Origin of the sequence: Pseudomonas sp. DR208, from assembly GCF_019823005.1 — a bacterium.
Lineage (GTDB): Bacteria > Pseudomonadota > Gammaproteobacteria > Pseudomonadales > Pseudomonadaceae > Aquipseudomonas > Aquipseudomonas extremorientalis.
The window spans coordinates 1,644,471-1,659,125 of record NZ_CP081944.1 but is presented as its reverse complement, the minus strand read 5'-3'; the positions used below and the strand labels follow the sequence as shown (position 1 = coordinate 1,659,125).

Below are 14,655 nucleotides of genomic sequence, written 5' to 3'. Positions count from 1 at the left end.
TGACCCCTTATACGGCCATCAGGTCCTTTTCTTTTTCTTCCGTGGCCTTGGTGATCTGGGCCTCGGCATCTTTGGTCAACTTGTCGATATCGGCGGTGGCACGACGCTCTTCGTCTTCGCTGATTTCCTTGTCCTTGACCAACTTCTTCAGGTCACCCAAGGCATCACGACGGATATTACGTACGGCAACACGCGCGTCTTCTGCAGCGCTGCGAGCCTGCTTGGTGAAGCCCTTACGGGTCTCTTCAGTCAGGGCCGGCATGGAGATCAGCAGCAACTCACCCAGGTTGGTCGGGTTGAGGTTCAAACCGGCGCTCTGGATGGCCTTGTCGACAGCACCCAGCATGTTGCGCTCAAACGCTACGACTTGCAGGGTGCGCGAGTCTTTAACGGTAATGTTGGCGACGCTGCTGATAGGGGTATCGGAGCCGTAGTAAGGCACCATCACGCTGCCCAGGATGCTTGGGTGTGCCTTGCCGGTACGAATCTGGCCGAATGCATGGCTCAGAGACTCCAGGGATTTCTGCATACGCGCTTGGGCGTCTTTCTTGATTTCGTTGATCATTGTTGGCCTTCCTCGATCAGAGTCCCTTCTGCGCCGCCGTGTACGATATTCAGCAGGGCGCCGGGCTTGTTCATATTAAATACGCGCAGTGGCATCTTGTGGTCGCGGCACAGACAGATAGCCGTCAGATCCATTACGCCCAGCTTGCGATCCAGCACTTCATCGTAGGTCAGATGATCGAACTTCTCGGCATGCGGGTCTTTGAATGGATCTGCGGTGTACACGCCGTCTACCTTGGTCGCCTTGAGCACCACGTCCGCATCGATCTCGATGGCGCGCAGGCAGGCTGCCGAATCGGTGGTAAAGAACGGGTTACCCGTGCCGGCGGCGAAGATCACCACTTCCTTGGAATTCAGGTGGCGCATGGCTTTGCGGCGGTCATAGTGATCGGTTACGCCGACCATGGAAATAGCCGACATCACGATAGCCGAGATATTGGCGCGCTCCAAGGCGTCACGCATGGCCAGGGCATTCATCACAGTGGCCAGCATGCCCATATGGTCGCCGGTAACCCGGTCCATGCCAGCAGCACTCAGGGCCGCGCCACGGAACAGGTTGCCACCACCGATCACCAGGCCGACCTGTACGCCGATACCGACCAGTTGGCCGACTTCCAGCGCCATGCGGTCGAGCACCTTGGGATCGATCCCGAACTCTTCCGAGCCCATCAGGGCCTCGCCGCTAAGCTTGAGTAGAATGCGTTTATAGCGAGCCTGATAACCACTGCCCTGCTGAGCCATTGCGAATCTCTCCTGCGGCGTATTTTTTAAAAATTCTTGGCGAGCCGTTTTACGGCTTGCGTTCACTCTAGCTGGACGCTGTAACAGCGCCATCGGAACACGGCTTTGTAAGCCAGTTCCGGAGGGATGCCAATTAAAATCGGCCCTCCCATTTGAAAAGAGGCTGCGCGCGTGAGCGGGCAGCCTCTTTCGGGCGACAGTTGAAAGCTGTCTTATTGCTTGGCGGCAGCCAGCTGGGCAGCAACTTCTTCAGCGAAGTTGTCGACCGGCTTCTCGATGCCTTCGCCTACTTTGTAGTAAGTGAAGGAAACGATTTCAGCACCGGCTTTCTTGGCCAGTTCGCCAACCTTGATTTCAGGGTTCTTGACGAACGCCTGCTCAACCAGGCTCGCTTCAGCCAGGAACTTGCTGATACGGCCTTTGATCATGTTTTCCACGATGTTTTCTGGCTTGCCAGCGATCTTGTCGGCGTTCAGGCTCAGGAACACCGCTTTTTCACGCTCGATCGCTTCGGCAGACACTTCCGAAGGCAGCAGGAACTCAGGGTTGCTGGCAGCAACGTGCATAGCGATGTCTTTGGCCAGCTCAACGTCGCCGCCTTTCAGAACAACAGCTACACCGATTTTGTTGCCGTGCAGGTAACCACCGACGACATCACCTTCAACGCGAGTCAGGCGACGGATGTTGACGTTTTCGCCAACTTTGCCGACCAGTACCAGGCGATCCGCTTCTTGAGCTTCGATCAGAGGCTCAACGGTGGTCAGCTTCTCATCGAATGCCTTCTTGACGCTGGCAGCAACGAATGCCTTGAAGTCGTCTTGCAGGGCCAAGAAGTCGGTCTGCGAGTTCACTTCCAGCAGAACGGCGGCTTTACCGTCTTCAACCAGGGCGATAGCGCCTTCAGCAGCGACGTTGCCGGCTTTCTTGGCGGCCTTGATGGCGCCGGAAGCGCGCATGTCGTCGATGGCTTTTTCGATGTCGCCGCCAGCCTTGGTCAAGGCCTTTTTGCAATCCATCATGCCTTCGCCGGTACGCTCACGCAGTTCTTTAACCAACGCTGCAGTAATCTCTGCCATTTCAAAATCCTCTTGGATAGGTTTTCAACCATTCCACCCGATCAGACGGGCGATCAATTCTTCCCGAATCTCCCTTGTAGGCCGCCGCACGTTACAGATGATGTAGCCGCGCTGCCGACAAATGGTTTTCGAGGTGGCAAAAAGGGGGCCAAGCCCCCTTTTTGCTTACTGAGTCAACGCCAGGGCGCTAATTACTCAGCGGCAGCTACCGGAGCTTCTTCAACGAACTGCTCGGTACCGCCAGCAACGTGGTTGCGACCACGGATGACAGCGTCAGCCATCGAACCCATGTACAACTGGATGGCGCGGATTGCGTCATCGTTGCCCGGGATGATGTAGTCAACGCCTTCCGGGCTGCTGTTGGTATCGACTACGCCGATAACAGGGATGCCCAGCTTGTTGGCTTCGGTGATCGCGATGCGCTCGTGATCAACGTCGATAACGAACAGTGCGTCAGGCAGACCGCCCATGTCCTTGATACCACCCAGGGAACGATCGAGCTTTTCCAGGTCACGGGAGCGCATCAGCGCTTCTTTCTTGGTCAGCTTGGCGAAAGTACCGTCTTCGGCTTGCACTTCAAGGTCACGCAGACGCTTGATGGAAGCACGGATGGTTTTGAAGTTGGTCAGCATGCCGCCCAACCAGCGGTGATCGACGTACGGCGAACCGCAACGTGCTGCTTCTTCAGCAACGATCTTGCCAGCGGAACGCTTGGTGCCGACGAACAGAATCTTGTTTTTGCCCTGGGCCAGGCGCTCTACGAAAGTCAGCGCTTCGTTGAACATTGGCAGGGTTTTTTCAAGGTTGATGATGTGGATCTTGTTACGCGCGCCGAAAATGTACTTACCCATTTTCGGGTTCCAGTAACGGGTCTGGTGACCGAAGTGCACACCGGCCTTCAGCATATCGCGCATGTTGACTTGGGACATGATAGTTCCTTAATAAGTCGGGTTTGGCCTCCACGTATCCCAATGACCAACCAGCGGCATCAAGGCCTCCGGCACCCAGGTCATCGTGTCGACACGTGTGTGGATTTAAGCTTTGCGGGGTATCCCCGGAAAGCGGCGCATTTTATACCACAGCATCGGCAAAAACGGAACACGCAATCACATTTGCCGTTGGGCGCGTTCGTGTAACCCCTTGAATAGAGGTGACATAGCCCTACCTTATAGACAGAAGCGATCATCAGAGGCTCATGATTTGACGCCATGGTCTGTTAGAATCGCGTTTTCTGTGGCTTGTGCGAATTTTGCAACCTTTTGTCGCACGCCCGTAAACCGTATTGATTTCAGCGCGTCGCGCTAGAGAGAGCCTGTATGACCGTTAGTTTGAAAACCGCCGAAGACATCGCTGGCATGCGCATCGCCGGCAAACTGGCTGCCGACGTGCTGGAAATGATTGCCGAACACGTCAAGCCCGGCGTCACCACCGAGACCCTCAACCAGATCTGCCACGACTATATCGTCAACGTGCAGGGCGCCATCCCTGCGCCGCTGAACTACAAGGGCTTCCCCAAGTCGATCTGCACCTCGGTCAACCACGTGGTCTGCCACGGAATTCCGGGTGACAAGCCGCTGAAGGACGGCGACACCCTGAACATCGACGTCACCGTGATCAAGGACCGCTACTTCGGCGACACCAGCCGCATGTTCCACGTCGGCAACGTGCCGGTCTGGGCCGAGCGCCTGTCCCAGGTCACCCAGGAATGCATGTACAAGGCCATCGAGATCGTCAAGCCTGGCTGCCGCCTGGGCGACATCGGCGAAGTGATCCAGAAGCATGCGGAAAAGAACGGTTTCTCGGTGGTACGCGAGTTCTGCGGCCACGGTATCGGCACGGTCTTCCACGAAGAGCCACAGATCCTGCACTACGGCCGCGCCGGCACCGGCATGGAGCTGAAGGCAGGCATGACCTTCACCATCGAGCCGATGATCAACCAGGGCAAGGCCGACACCAAGGTGCTGGGCGACGGCTGGACTGCCATCACCAAGGACCGCAAGCTTTCGGCCCAGTGGGAACACACTTTGCTGGTCACCGAGACCGGCTACGAGATTTTCACGCTGCGCGCCGATGACACGATCCCGCGTACGTCGGGTACAACGTCGGCATAAACGCTGCTCAGGTTTTCCCCCACTGTGTTGTGACTGACTGAATAGATAGAAAGGAAAGCCGATCAATGCCCCAGGTGGATCCCGAACTCTTCGACCGTGGCCAGTTCCAGGCCGAACTGGCCCTGAAGGCGAGCCCCATCGCCGCGTTCAAGAAGGCGATCCGCCAGGCCCGCGAGGTGCTCGACGAGCGCTTTCGCAGGGGCCGGGACATCCGCCGGCTGATTGAGGACCGAGCCTGGTTCGTCGATAACATCCTGCAAAAAGCCTGGGAACAGTTCAGTTGGAGCGAAGACGCCGACATCGCCCTGGTGGCGGTCGGCGGCTACGGTCGCGGTGAGCTGCACCCTTACTCCGACATCGACCTGCTGATCCTGCTGGACAGCGCCGACCATGAGATCTTTCGCGATTCCATCGAGCGCTTTCTCACATTGTTGTGGGACATCGGCCTGGAAGTCGGCCAAAGCGTACGCTCGGTGGACGAATGCGCCGAAGAAGCCCGCGCCGACCTCACCGTCATCACCAACCTCATGGAAAGCCGTACCATCGCCGGCCCCGAGCGCCTGCGCCAGCGCATGCTTGAAGTCACCAGCACCGCGCACATGTGGCCGAGCAAGGACTTCTTCCTGGCCAAGCGCGCCGAGCAAAAGGCCCGGCACCACAAGTACAACGACACCGAATACAACCTGGAACCCAACGTCAAAGGCTCGCCGGGCGGACTGAGGGATATCCAGACGATCCTGTGGGTTGCGCGTCGCCAGTACGGCACCCTGAACCTGCGCGCCCTGGCCGGCGAAGGCTTCCTGGTGGAAAGCGAAAACGCCCTGCTGGCCTCCTCCCAGGAATTCCTCTGGAAAGTGCGCTACGCCTTGCACATGCTGGCCGGGCGTTCCGAAGACCGCCTGCTCTTCGACCACCAGCGCTCCATCGCCACCCTGCTGGGCTTTGAAGGCGAAGACGCGAAGACCAGCATCGAAAGCTTCATGCAGCAGTACTACCGGGTGGTCATGAGCATTGCACAGCTCAGCGACCTGATCATCCAGCATTTCGAAGAAGTGATCCTGGCCCCCGAAGACGAGGCGCCGCCGCAACCGATCAATGCGCGTTTCCAACTGCACGATGGCTATATCGAGGCGCGCAACGACAACGTGTTCCGCCGCACACCGTTTGCCATGCTGGAAATCTTCGTGCTGATGGCCCAGCAGCCGGAAATCAAAGGCGTGCGCGCCGATACCATTCGCCTGCTGCGGGAAAACCGGCACCTGATCGACGAGGATTTCCGCAACGATATCCGCAACACCAGCCTGTTCATCGAGCTGTTCAAGTGCAAGATCGGCATCCACCGCAACCTGCGGCGCATGAACCGTTACGGCATCCTCGGGCGCTACCTGCCGGAGTTCGGTTTTATCGTCGGGCAGATGCAACACGATCTGTTCCACATCTATACCGTGGACGCCCACACCCTGAACCTGATCAAGCACCTGCGTAAGCTGCAGTACACCCAGGTGTCGGAGAAATTCCCGCTGGCCAGCAAATTGATGGCCAAGCTACCCAAGCCCGAGCTGATCTACCTGGCCGGCCTGTACCACGACATCGGCAAGGGCCGGCATGGCGATCACTCCGAGGTCGGTGCGGTTGATGCCGAAGCCTTCTGCCAGCGCCACCAGTTGCCGCTATGGGACAGCCGCCTGATCGTCTGGCTGGTGCAGAACCACCTGGTGATGTCGACCACCGCCCAGCGCAAGGACTTGTCCGACCCGCAGGTGATCCACGACTTCGCGCAGATCGTCGGCGATGAAACCCGCCTCGACTACCTGTACGTGCTGACCGTCTCGGATATCAACGCGACCAACCCGACGCTGTGGAACTCGTGGCGCGCCAGTCTGCTGCGCCAACTGTACACCGAGACCAAGCGCGCCCTGCGCCGTGGCCTGGAAAACCCGGTGGACCGCGAAGAGCAGATCCGCCGCACCCAAAGCGCCGCCCTGGATATCCTGGTGCGCGGCGGCAACGACCCGGACGATGTCGAACAACTGTGGTCGCAACTGGGCGACGATTACTTCCTGCGCCACACCGCCGGTGATGTCGCCTGGCACACCGACGCGATCCTGCAGCAACCGGCCGACGGCGGCCCACTGGTGCTGATCAAGGAAACCACCCAGCGCGAATTCGAAGGCGGCACGCAGATTTTCATCTACGCGCCGGACCAGCACGACTTCTTCGCTGTGACCGTAGCGGCCATGGACCAGTTGAACCTGAACATCCATGACGCACGGGTAATCACCTCCAGCAGCCAGTTCACCCTCGACACCTATATCGTGCTCGACACCGATGGCGACTCGATCGGCGACAATCCAGCGCGCGTGAAGAAGATCCGCGAAGGCCTGACCGAGGCCCTGCGCAACCCTGACGACTACCCGACCATCATCCAGCGTCGAGTGCCGCGCCAACTCAAACACTTTGCGTTTGCGCCCCAGGTGACCATTTCCAACGACGCCCAGCGCCCGGTGACGGTGCTCGAACTGAGCGCCCCGGACCGCCCAGGCCTGCTAGCCCGTATCGGTGGGATTTTCCTGGAGTTCGACCTGTCGTTGCAGAACGCCAAGATTGCGACCCTCGGCGAACGCGTGGAAGACGTGTTCTTTATCACCGATGCCGACAACCAGCCGTTGTCCGACCCGGAGCTGTGCCTGCGGTTGCAGGAAGCGATCGTCCAGCAATTGAGCGTGACCCAGGAACCCGGCGTCGAGCTGACACGCCTGACTCTCTAAAAAACAAACAGGGCCCGTGTGCGAGGGGGCTTGCCCCCGATAGCGGTGGATCAGATAAAAATGCTTTGGCTGGCACACTGCAATCGGGGGCAAGCCCCCTCCCACATTTAGATGGCTTCGCCCAGCAGACCGCATGCTTTAAACCGAATTGAACGAGATGCCCATGAACAACGCCCTGAACCAACTGCAACCCTACCCGTTCGAGAAACTGCGCGCCCTGCTCGGCAGCGTCACGCCAAACCCGGACAAGCGCCCGATTGCGCTGTCCATCGGCGAGCCGAAGCACAAGTCTCCAACGTTCGTGGCCGAAGCGTTGAGCAACAACCTCGACCAGATGGCCGTGTACCCGACCACCCTGGGTATCCCGGCGCTGCGCGAAGCCATCGGTGCCTGGTGCGAACGTCGCTTCAACGTGCCCAAGGGCTGGCTCGACCCGGCGCGCAATATCTTGCCGGTCAACGGCACACGTGAAGCGCTGTTCGCCTTCACCCAGACCGTGGTCAACCGTGGCGACGATGCACTGGTGGTGAGCCCGAACCCGTTCTACCAGATCTACGAAGGCGCCGCGTTCCTGGCCGGGGCCAAGCCACACTACCTGCCGTGCCTGGACGCCAATGGCTTCAACCCGGACTTCGGCGCCGTGACGCCGGACATCTGGAAACGCTGCCAGATCCTGTTCCTGTGCTCGCCCGGCAACCCGACCGGCGCGCTGATCCCGGTCGACACCCTGAAAAAACTCATCGCCCTGGCCGACGAATACGACTTCGTCATCGCCGCCGACGAGTGCTACAGCGAACTGTACTTCGACGAACAAACCCCGCCGCCCGGCCTGCTGAGCGCCTGCGTCGAACTGGGTCGCCAGGATTTCAAGCGCTGCGTGGTGTTCCACAGCCTGTCCAAGCGCTCCAACCTGCCGGGCCTGCGTTCCGGGTTCGTTGCCGGCGATGCCGACATCCTCAAGGCGTTCCTGCTGTACCGCACCTATCACGGCTGCGCGATGCCGGTGCAAACCCAGCTGGCGAGCATTGCCGCCTGGCAGGATGAAGCCCACGTGCACGCCAACCGTGACCTGTATCGCGAGAAATTCGACGCGGTGCTGGCGATTCTCAAGCCGGTGCTGGATGTGCAGAGCCCGGATGGCGGCTTCTATCTGTGGCCGAATGTGAATGGCGACGATGCCGCATTCTGCCGCGATCTGTTCGTGGAAGAACATGTGACCGTGGTGCCGGGTTCGTACCTGTCCCGTGAAGTGGACGGCGCCAACCCCGGCGCTGGGCGAGTGCGTATGGCGTTGGTCGCGCCGTTGGCCGAGTGTGTGGAAGCGGCTGAGCGCATTCGCGATTTTATTCAGCGTCGCCGCTAACGGGCTTGAGGGTCATTTCACCTGACCCAGATTCGCCTCACTCATATCCAGATCCGCCAACACCTCCCTCAGCACGTCATCACCAATCTGGTGATGACGGCTCAGGCTATACAGCTCCAACCGCTGTGCCCGCAGGGCCTTGAGGCGCAATTTGCGCTCGAGCAGGTCCATCTGCCGTGCCAACGCCTGGGCTTCGGCCGAGTCGTTGAACACCTCCAATTGATGGCGATATTCCGACATCAGCCGTGCCTTGAGTTCGGTGGCGAGCGCAGCCTGAGCGGCGTCCTGGGTTTCGGGCTCAACGGGCTCTTCCGTTTCCAGCGCATGGATCGCAGCGACGGCCGTTTTTTTCCAAGCCTCGCGGACCTCTTTATGGCGTTTCTCGTCCGGGCTCTTTTCAATGCCGCGTAACAACAACGGCAAGGCGATACAGGCGGCGATCAGCGACAGGAGGATCACGCCTGCCGCGATGAAGATCAGCAGGTCGCGCTCGGGAAAGTCCTGGCCCGGCGCCAGCAGCAACGGCACCGACATCACACCGGCCAACGTCACCGCACCGCGCACACCACCCACGGTCAACAACCAGCAAGAACGGGCGGTTGGCACCAGCGTCAGCTCGCTTTTCCCACGAATCCGGCGTAACAGGCCGGACAGCCGCCAGATGCTCTGCACCCAGATAAAACGCAGCACGACCAACACCAGGAAGATCGCAATCACATCCAGGCAGCGATAAAACAGGGTCGGCCACAGTGTCGGCTCATGGCTGACCACGGCCTTGATGATGTCCGGCAGTTGCAGGCCCAGCAGCAGGAAGATCAGGCCATTGAAGGCAAACTCCAGCAGCGACCAGACGCTGCGGTTGAGCAAGCGCGTGCTGGTCTGGCGCGGTAGCAGATCAAGCCAGCTTTGCATCATGCCTGCCGCGACCGCCGACAAGATGCCCGAGGCCCCCAGGCGCTCGGCCAGCACATAGGCGGCAAAGGGCAGCAACAACATGAACACCACGTGGGTTGCCGGGTCATCCCAGCCACGGGCGATCATCCAGGCGCGCAGTCGGCCGACCAGCCAGCTCAGGGCCACGCCAACGGCCAGGCCACCGACGGCGACCAACACGAAGGTCAGGCTGGCATCCGCCAGGGAAAACACCCCGGTCAACGCCGCCGCCAGGGCAAACTTGAACGTTACCAGGCCCGATGCGTCGTTCATCAAGGCCTCGCCCTGCAACATGTGCATCAGTGGCGTAGGTAAACGATTCTGGGAAATGGCCGACACCGCCACGGCATCCGTCGGCGACAAAACCGCCGCCAGGGCGAAGGCCACCGGCAACGGGATCGTAGGCAATATCCAGTGAATGAAATAACCAGCACCAACCACCGTGAACAACACCAGCCCCACCGCAAGCGTCAGGATCGGCCCACGCAACCGCCACAACTCACGCTTGGGCATACGCCAGCCATCCGAAAACAGCAACGGCGGCAGGAACAGAAACAGAAACAGCTCCGGGTCCAGCGCCACATGCAGGCCCAGCGTCGGCCAGGCCAGCAGGGCTCCGGCAGCAATCTGTACCAGGGGCAACGGCAGAGGAATGACACGCCCAACCAGACGCGAAACGCTGACCAGCATCAGCAGGATAAGAACGGTGTAGGCGGTTTGCATAACGCGGTTTCCCGGACAATCGACTTGCAACGACACACATGAGGCAACAACTGGCCGCCTGAGTGCCATATTACCCAGCTATGTTAACCGCCTATGCTGCCTGCCGGCCTTTGCACATAAGTCGCACGCCGCATGACGAGGGGCACCCGCCCGCTGGTCGTGGCATAATCCGTGACCTTTAATTTTCACTTGGTCCAAAAGGGGGCAATTCCTTGACCGCTTCAAGCAAAACGTTGCACCTTTTCGGCATCAAAGCCTGCGACACCATGAAAAAAGCGCGCACCTGGCTCGATGAGCACGGCGTGGGCTATGAGTTCCACGACTACAAAACGGCCGGTATCGACCGCGAACACTTGACCCAATGGTGCAACGAGCACGGTTGGCAGGTGGTGTTGAACCGTGCGGGCACCACCTTTCGCAAACTCGAAGACGAACGCAAAGCCGATCTCGATCAGTCGAAAGCCATTGAATTGATGCTCGCACAACCCTCGATGATCAAGCGCCCGGTGCTCGATCTCGGTGACAGAACCCTGATTGGCTTCAAGCCAGATAGTTATTCGGCGGCCCTCAAGTAGGCCAGCCCTTTCCATTTTTGTAGAGGTAACAGCATGTCCAATTCCCTGTTCAGCCTGGGCTTCGGCGTCGGCACTCAGAACCGCCAAGGTGCTTGGCTGGAAGTGTTTTACGCACAGCCGCTGCTCAATCCATCGGCTGAAATCGTCGCGGCTATCGCGCCGATCCTCGGTTACACCGAAGGCAACCAGGCCATCACCTTCACCATCAGCCAAGCGCTGCAACTGGCCGATGCCCTCAAGAATGTCGACGCCACCCAAGCCGCGCTGCTCAACCGCCTGGCCGAAAGCCACACCCCGCTGGTCGCCACCCTGCTGGCCGAAGACGCCGCACTGACCTCCACGCCTGAGGCCTACCTCAAGCTGCACCTGCTGTCCCATCGCCTGGTCAAGCCCCACGGCCTGAGCCTGGCCGGTGTGTTCCCGCAGCTGCCGAACGTGGCCTGGACCAGCCAGGGCGCGATCGACATCAACGAACTGGCCGAACGCCAGCTGGAAGCCCGCCTGCGTGGCGAGCTGCTGGAAGTATTCTCGGTGGACAAGTTCCCGAAAATGACCGACTACGTGGTGCCGAGCGGCGTGCGTATCGCTGATGCCGCACGTCTGCGCCTGGGCGCCTACGTGGGCGAAGGCACCACCGTGATGCACGAAGGGTTCATCAACTTCAACGCCGGCACCGAAGGCCCGGGCATGATCGAAGGCCGTGTATCGGCAGGCGTGTTCGTCGGCAAGGGTTCGGACCTGGGTGGCGGTTGCTCCACCATGGGCACCTTGTCCGGCGGCGGCAACATCGTGATCAAGGTCGGCGAAGGCTGCCTGATCGGCGCCAACGCCGGTATCGGTATCCCGTTGGGCGACCGCAACACCGTGGAGTCGGGCCTGTACGTCACCGCCGGCACCAAGGTCGCGCTGCTGGATGAGAAAAACCAACTGGTGAAAGTGGTCAAGGCCCGTGAGCTGGCCGGCCAGCCGGACCTGTTGTTCCGCCGCAACTCCGAGACCGGTGCCGTGGAGTGCAAAACCCACAAATCGGCCATCGAACTGAACGAAGCGCTGCACGCTCACAACTAAGCAGCCACTCGATGCCACTAGCGGGCCCCGACCCTGGGGCTCGCTTATACGAGTCTTGAACACCATGCTAGTGCCCTCCCCCTGGCGCGCCGATTTCCCGGCCATCGCCACCCTGCAACGGCAAGACCAGACGTACCTGGACAACGCCGCCACTACACAAAAGCCCCAGGCCCTGCTGGATGCCATCAGCCATTACTACGCCAATGGCGCAGCCAATGTGCACCGTGCCCAGCACTTGCCCGGCGCCCATGCGACCCAGGCGTTCGAAGACAGCCGCAGCAAGGTCGCGCAGTGGTTGAATGCAGGCGACAGTGGGCAGATCGTGTTCACCCACGGCGCGACTTCTGCGCTGAACCTCTTGGCCTACGGCCTTGAGCACTTATTCAATGCGGGCGATGAGATTGTGGTCAGCGCCCTGGAACACCACGCCAACCTGCTGCCCTGGCAGCAACTGGCCAAACGCCGCGCTGCCACGCTGGTGGTGTTGCCGTTGAACGATGACGGCATGATCGACCTGACAGCCGCCGCCGAATTGATCGGCCCGCGTACACGCCTGCTGGCGGTAAGCCAGCTATCCAACGTGCTGGGCGCCTGGCAACCCTTACAGACGCTGATCACAACGGCCAAGGCCCACGGCGCACTGACCGTGGTCGATGGCGCCCAAGGCATCGTCCACGGCCGCCACGACGTGCAGGCCCTGGGCTGCGACTTCTATGTGTTTTCCAGCCACAAGTTGTACGGGCCGGACGGCGTCGGCGTGCTGTTTGGCCGCAACGAAGCCCTGCACCACCTGCGCCACTGGCAGTTTGGCGGCGAAATGGTGCAACAGGCCGACTACCACAGCGCCAGTTTCCGCCCGGCGCCGCTGGGTTTCGAAGCGGGCACACCGCCGATTGCCGGCGTGATCGGCCTGGGCGCCAGCCTGGATTACCTGAGTTCGCTGGATCAACCGGCAGTGATCGCCCATGAAGCGGCGTTGCACGAGTATCTGCTGCGCGGTTTGAAAGCGCGCAAAGGCGTGCGCGTGCTGGGCTCGCCGCAAGTGGCGTTGGTCAGCTTTGTGGTCGAAGGCGTGCATAACGCCGACCTCGCGCATCTGTTGACCGAACAAGGCATCGCTGTGCGCGCCGGGCACCATTGCGCCATGCCGTTGCTCAAGGCAATGCACTTGTCGGGGGCGATCCGTGTATCGCTGGCGCTGTATAACGATTCCGACGATCTGGAACGCTTTTTTGAAGCACTGGATCAGGCGCTGGATATGCTGCGATGAGCCTGCCGGTGGAGGCAGTCGCTGCACTGGAGGCCTTCCAGGCGGTAGGCAGCTGGGAACAGCGCGCGCGCATGCTGATGCAATGGAGCGAGCGTTTGCCCGCCCTGCCTGCCGAAGATAAAGTCGACGCCAATCTCGTGCAGGGCTGCGAAAGCCTGGTGTGGCTGGTCGGGCAATTGCACGATGGCCATTGGCAGTTCGCCGCCAGCAGCGAGGCGCGGATGATTCGCGGGTTGGTGGCGTTGTTGCTGGCGCGGGTCAATGGACTCTCTGCCGCCGAGCTGCAAGCCGTCGACTTGCCCGACTGGTTCAACCAACTGGGGCTTTCCCGCCAATTGTCGCCGTCGCGCAGCAATGGCCTGAATGCGGTCTTGCAGCGCATGCGAGCATTGAGCCTTATACAAAACTAAATGTGGGAGCTGGCTTGCCTGCGATTACAGGGTGTCAGTCGTCGAAGAGGTTGACTGATCCACCGCTATCGCAGGCAAGCCAGCTCCTACATTTTGAATGGTGCAAGTATCCAGTATTAAGTGGGCTTGACCCGCTCGGAAGGCCTGCGCACCCCGGCCACAATCTTGTCCACCGCCTTGGTCGCCGCCACCATGCCGAACGTGGCAGTCACCATCATCACCGCACCAAACCCACCCGCGCAGTCCAGCTTCACGCCATCCCCGACAAAACTCTTCTGCAAACAAATGCTGCCATCCGGCTTGGGATAACGCAGTTGCTCGGTGGAAAACACGCACGGCACGCTGTAATGACGGGTCACGGTGCGTGAAAAACCATAGTCGCGACGCAAGGTAGAACGCACTTTCGAAGCCAGTGGATCATTGAAGGTACGGTTCAAGTCGCAGACCTGGATCAACGTCGGGTCGATCTGCCCGCCGGCGCCGCCGGTGGTGATGATCTGGATCTTGCGGCGCTTGCACCAGGCGATCAGCGCAGCTTTGGCGTTGACCGCGTCAATGCAGTCGATCACGCAATCGATGTTGGGGGTGATGTATTCGGCCATGGTGTCGCGGGTCACGAAGTCGGCCACCGCATGCACCGTGCAGTGCGGGTTGATGCCGCGCAGGCGCTCGGCCATCACCTCGACCTTGGGTTTGCCCACGGTGCTGTCCAGGGCGTGCAACTGGCGGTTGCTGTTGCTGACACAGACGTCATCCAGGTCAAACAGCGAAATCTCGCCCACCCCGCAACGGGCCATGGCTTCCGCCGCCCAGGAGCCTACGCCGCCGACGCCGACGATCGCCACATGGGCCGCTTTCAAGCGCTCCAGGCCTTCAATGCCATACAAGCGGGCGACGCCTGCAAACCGCGGATCTTCTGTACTCATGACCATTACCCCAAAAACCGGCGCGCATTATAGGGCTACGCAGCGACAAGTTCGAAGCTTCAAGCTACAAGTTAAGAACTAAGATGGCCTTTCGCTGACTAATGTCCGGTTTTTCTCTGCTTGCTGT

At 60.2% G+C, this 14,655-nt stretch carries 13 protein-coding genes; 7 read left to right on the top strand and 6 right to left on the bottom strand.

Features of this window, described 5'->3' with window-relative positions; genetic code table 11:
* Window positions 1-7: 7 nt before the first annotated feature.
* From frr to rpsB, 4 genes are all read right to left on the bottom strand, one after another.
* The gene (gene frr, locus K5K89_RS07270) at window positions 8-565 is read right to left on the bottom strand and encodes a ribosome recycling factor (protein WP_012722596.1); all 558 of its coding nucleotides are present in this window, start codon (window positions 563-565) and stop codon (window positions 8-10) included.
* Window positions 562-1,305 (bottom strand): UMP kinase, encoded by a 744-nt coding sequence (gene pyrH, locus K5K89_RS07265; protein WP_003189161.1) that lies wholly within the window; start codon window positions 1,303-1,305, stop codon window positions 562-564. Before pyrH ends, frr begins: the two co-directional genes overlap by 4 nt.
* Window positions 1,306-1,517: 212 nt before the next feature.
* Window positions 1,518-2,381: a translation elongation factor Ts gene (gene tsf, locus K5K89_RS07260; RefSeq protein WP_058425287.1), complete on the bottom strand. Its 864-nt coding sequence runs from the start codon at window positions 2,379-2,381 to the stop codon at window positions 1,518-1,520.
* Window positions 2,382-2,572: 191 nt separating this feature from the next.
* Window positions 2,573-3,310, bottom strand: coding sequence for a 30S ribosomal protein S2 (gene rpsB / locus K5K89_RS07255; RefSeq protein WP_003189158.1), 738 nt, complete (start codon window positions 3,308-3,310; stop codon window positions 2,573-2,575).
* A gap of 387 nt (window positions 3,311-3,697) precedes the next feature.
* On the opposite strand from rpsB, the gene map reads away from it, so the two are divergent.
* From map to dapC, 3 genes are all read left to right on the top strand, one after another.
* A complete protein-coding gene (gene map, locus K5K89_RS07250) occupies window positions 3,698-4,492 on the top strand; it encodes a type I methionyl aminopeptidase (RefSeq protein WP_058425288.1) in 795 nt (264 codons plus the stop codon).
* Window positions 4,493-4,557: 65 nt separating this feature from the next.
* A complete protein-coding gene (locus tag K5K89_RS07245) occupies window positions 4,558-7,260 on the top strand; it encodes a [protein-PII] uridylyltransferase (RefSeq protein WP_071488797.1) in 2,703 nt (900 codons plus the stop codon).
* A gap of 163 nt (window positions 7,261-7,423) precedes the next feature.
* The gene (gene dapC / locus K5K89_RS07240; RefSeq protein WP_222541105.1) at window positions 7,424-8,623 is read left to right on the top strand and encodes a succinyldiaminopimelate transaminase; all 1,200 of its coding nucleotides are present in this window, start codon (window positions 7,424-7,426) and stop codon (window positions 8,621-8,623) included.
* 12 nt (window positions 8,624-8,635) lie between these two features.
* Here dapC and K5K89_RS07235 read toward each other — a convergent pair whose 3' ends face one another.
* On the bottom strand, window positions 8,636-10,279 hold the full coding sequence (locus tag K5K89_RS07235) for a Na+/H+ antiporter (protein WP_071488795.1): 1,644 nt from the start codon (window positions 10,277-10,279) through the stop codon (window positions 8,636-8,638).
* Between the two features lie 266 nt (window positions 10,280-10,545).
* On the opposite strand from K5K89_RS07235, the gene K5K89_RS07230 reads away from it, so the two are divergent.
* The 4 genes from K5K89_RS07230 to K5K89_RS07215 all read left to right on the top strand — a co-directional run bounded on the left by K5K89_RS07230 (window position 10,546) and on the right by K5K89_RS07215 (window position 13,602).
* Window positions 10,546-10,854: an arsenate reductase gene (locus K5K89_RS07230; RefSeq protein ID WP_231999482.1), complete on the top strand. Its 309-nt coding sequence runs from the start codon at window positions 10,546-10,548 to the stop codon at window positions 10,852-10,854.
* Window positions 10,855-10,887: 33 nt separating this feature from the next.
* Complete coding sequence (dapD, locus tag K5K89_RS07225) at window positions 10,888-11,922, top strand: 2,3,4,5-tetrahydropyridine-2,6-dicarboxylate N-succinyltransferase (RefSeq protein WP_058425293.1); 1,035 nt, start codon at window positions 10,888-10,890, stop codon at window positions 11,920-11,922.
* Between the two features lie 64 nt (window positions 11,923-11,986).
* The gene (locus tag K5K89_RS07220) at window positions 11,987-13,192 is read left to right on the top strand and encodes an aminotransferase class V-fold PLP-dependent enzyme (protein WP_222541104.1); all 1,206 of its coding nucleotides are present in this window, start codon (window positions 11,987-11,989) and stop codon (window positions 13,190-13,192) included.
* Entirely contained in the window at window positions 13,189-13,602 is a 414-nt protein-coding gene (locus K5K89_RS07215) for a SufE family protein (RefSeq protein WP_222541103.1), read from the top strand. Before K5K89_RS07220 ends, K5K89_RS07215 begins: the two co-directional genes overlap by 4 nt.
* 116 nt (window positions 13,603-13,718) lie before the next feature.
* On the opposite strand, the gene tcdA is transcribed toward K5K89_RS07215, so the two are convergent.
* Window positions 13,719-14,534 carry a tRNA cyclic N6-threonylcarbamoyladenosine(37) synthase TcdA gene (gene tcdA, locus K5K89_RS07210; protein ID WP_083351546.1) on the bottom strand — a complete coding sequence of 272 codons (816 nt, stop codon included), beginning with the start codon at window positions 14,532-14,534 and terminating at the stop codon, window positions 13,719-13,721.
* Window positions 14,535-14,655: the final 121 nt, after the last annotated feature.

Excerpts from the sequence above, each read along its gene's own strand:
- frr (WP_012722596.1), bottom strand. The coding sequence starts at position 565 with ATGATCAACGAAATCAAGAAAGACGCCCAAGCGCGTATGCAGAAATCC.
- pyrH (WP_003189161.1), bottom strand. The coding sequence starts at position 1,305 with ATGGCTCAGCAGGGCAGTGGTTATCAGGCTCGCTATAAACGCATTCTA.
- tsf (WP_058425287.1), bottom strand. The coding sequence starts at position 2,381 with ATGGCAGAGATTACTGCAGCGTTGGTTAAAGAACTGCGTGAGCGTACC.
- rpsB (WP_003189158.1), bottom strand. The coding sequence starts at position 3,310 with ATGTCCCAAGTCAACATGCGCGATATGCTGAAGGCCGGTGTGCACTTC.
- map (WP_058425288.1), top strand. The coding sequence starts at position 3,698 with ATGACCGTTAGTTTGAAAACCGCCGAAGACATCGCTGGCATGCGCATC.
- K5K89_RS07245 (WP_071488797.1), top strand. The coding sequence starts at position 4,558 with ATGCCCCAGGTGGATCCCGAACTCTTCGACCGTGGCCAGTTCCAGGCC.
- dapC (WP_222541105.1), top strand. The coding sequence starts at position 7,424 with ATGAACAACGCCCTGAACCAACTGCAACCCTACCCGTTCGAGAAACTG.
- K5K89_RS07235 (WP_071488795.1), bottom strand. The coding sequence starts at position 10,279 with ATGCAAACCGCCTACACCGTTCTTATCCTGCTGATGCTGGTCAGCGTT.
- K5K89_RS07230 (WP_231999482.1), top strand. The coding sequence starts at position 10,546 with ATGAAAAAAGCGCGCACCTGGCTCGATGAGCACGGCGTGGGCTATGAG.
- dapD (WP_058425293.1), top strand. The coding sequence starts at position 10,888 with ATGTCCAATTCCCTGTTCAGCCTGGGCTTCGGCGTCGGCACTCAGAAC.
- K5K89_RS07220 (WP_222541104.1), top strand. The coding sequence starts at position 11,987 with ATGCTAGTGCCCTCCCCCTGGCGCGCCGATTTCCCGGCCATCGCCACC.
- K5K89_RS07215 (WP_222541103.1), top strand. The coding sequence starts at position 13,189 with ATGAGCCTGCCGGTGGAGGCAGTCGCTGCACTGGAGGCCTTCCAGGCG.
- tcdA (WP_083351546.1), bottom strand. The coding sequence starts at position 14,534 with ATGGTCATGAGTACAGAAGATCCGCGGTTTGCAGGCGTCGCCCGCTTG.